The organism is uncultured Porphyromonas sp., from assembly GCF_934359325.1.
In the GTDB taxonomy this organism is placed as follows: domain Bacteria; phylum Bacteroidota; class Bacteroidia; order Bacteroidales; family Porphyromonadaceae; genus Porphyromonas_A.
This window is the reverse complement of sequence record NZ_CAKRLH010000270.1, coordinates 1-1,741: the sequence shown is the minus strand read 5'-3', so window position 1 is coordinate 1,741 and position 1,741 is coordinate 1. Positions and strand designations below refer to the sequence as shown.

The following is a 1,741-nucleotide window of genomic DNA, read 5'->3' as shown; positions in this document are numbered from 1 at the left end:
GCCAAGGAGCTCGGCATCACTGTCATTGCTCTTTCGCAGCTCAATCGTGAGCTGGAGAAGCGGAATAAGGAGGGTCGTCGCCCTCAGCTCTCAGACCTGCGTGAGTCGGGTGCGATCGAGCAGGATGCGGATATGGTTATCTTCATCCACCGACCTGAGTACTATGGCATACTCACGGATGAGAACAATCGCGATATGAGAGGTCTGGCGCAGATCATCATCGCCAAGCACCGTAACGGTCGGGTGGGGGATGTCTACCTTCGCTTCGAGGGTGATCTCATCCGCTTCTCCTCCGCTCTGGATAGCAATATCAATGACGACTACCAGTCTACCTTCTCCTCAAGTATAAACGGTCCGTCTGTCGACGACCCACTCTCGGGAGGAGGTTTCTCTGACGATCAGGGAGGGTTTACGATGTAATGACTGATTGGAATGGGTAACAATACTAAGATTCAAGATTTTTTAATCGAAAACATAGATCACGATATGAGTATGATGAAAGAATTCAAGGAGTTTGCCATGCGTGGTAACGTCCTTGACATGGCTGTCGGTGTCATCGTCGGCGGAGCCTTCGGTAAGATTGTCTCCTCTTTTGTGGATGACGTGCTGATGCCTCCCCTCGGGATGCTCCTCGGGAAGGTGAATTTCTCGGACCTGAAGGCTGTCCTCAGCCCTGCTGTTATTGGGGCTGATGGAGAGATCGTCAAGCCTGAGGCTGCCATTATGTATGGTCAGTTTATCCAGACGGTGGTAGACTTCCTGATCATCGCCTGGGCAATCTTCCTAATGGTCAAGGCTGTCAATAGCTTCAAGAGGAAGGAGGAGGAGAAGCCTGCTGAGCCGGCACCTACGCCGGAGGATATCCAGCTGCTCCGCGAGATCCGTGATGAGCTGAAGAAGAAGTAATCCCTCGGATTAGACGAAAACAAAGAGGCTGCAGCTATTAAGCACGCAGCCTCTTTGCTATATATAGAGGATTGATCTACGGATCAGCTATCAGAGGGCACTCTTGACAGCCTCTACCCAGCGATCGATACGCTCGTCGGTGAGGTCGTCCTGGTTGTCCTCGTCCAGGCAGCAGCCTACCAGCTTGCCACCCTCCTCGGCACGGCTGGCCTCATACTCGTAGCCGTCCTTGCTGATGGCACCAACGAAGGTGCATCCGGTCTCGCTGAGCTCCTCCTTGAGGATGCCGACAGCATCGCAGAAGGTGTCTCCGTAGCCTTCGCTGTCGCCACATCCGAAGAGGGCAACCTTCTTGCCGGAGAGATCCTGGTCGGCAATGTCCTCGATGAGGTCGGACCAGTCGTCCTGCAGCTCGCCATCGTCCCAGGTGCTGCTCCCGAGGATCAGCAGGTCGTAGTTGGCTACATCCTCTGCGTCAAACTCTGCAGCGTCGCGTACGTCATCAGCAGCAACGCCAAACTTCTCGGCGATGCGGTCAGCGATGTCTTTGGTGGTTCCGGTAGAGGAACCGTAAACAATAACAGTTTTCATATACGGTGATTATAACTAGTGGTAATACACTCGGGCAAATATAGACAGTTGTTTTGATATAACCAATCTCTGTGATGGGAATTGTAGCATTTCCCGGAGACTACTCTGACAAATCCAGTAACACCACTTCGTATGGACCCAGCGTGAGATCAAACCCCTTCTTAAGCGGCAGGCTGAGCTCCTCGCTGGTTCGCACGTAGTTGTTGTACTTTGATAGATCAGAAGTTGTAGTCGAAGCACTTGG

Annotated in this window: 3 protein-coding genes; 2 read left to right on the top strand and 1 reads right to left on the bottom strand. The window is 52.6% G+C overall.

Features of this window, described 5'->3' with window-relative positions:
• Both Q0F21_RS07705 and mscL read left to right on the top strand, forming a co-directional pair.
• Positions 1 to 420, top strand: a 420-nt coding sequence (locus Q0F21_RS07705) for a DnaB-like helicase C-terminal domain-containing protein (protein WP_297238814.1), incomplete at its 5' end; no start/stop codon positions are given.
• Between the two features lie 66 nt (positions 421 to 486).
• Positions 487 to 906: a large-conductance mechanosensitive channel protein MscL gene (gene mscL / locus Q0F21_RS07700; RefSeq protein WP_297238813.1), complete on the top strand. Its 420-nt coding sequence runs from the start codon at positions 487 to 489 to the stop codon at positions 904 to 906.
• Positions 907 to 996: 90 nt separating this feature from the next.
• On the opposite strand, the gene Q0F21_RS07695 is transcribed toward mscL, so the two are convergent.
• Positions 997 to 1,497 carry a flavodoxin gene (locus Q0F21_RS07695; protein ID WP_297238812.1) on the bottom strand — a complete coding sequence of 167 codons (501 nt, stop codon included), beginning with the start codon at positions 1,495 to 1,497 and terminating at the stop codon, positions 997 to 999.
• Between the last annotated feature and the right edge of the window lie 244 nt (positions 1,498 to 1,741).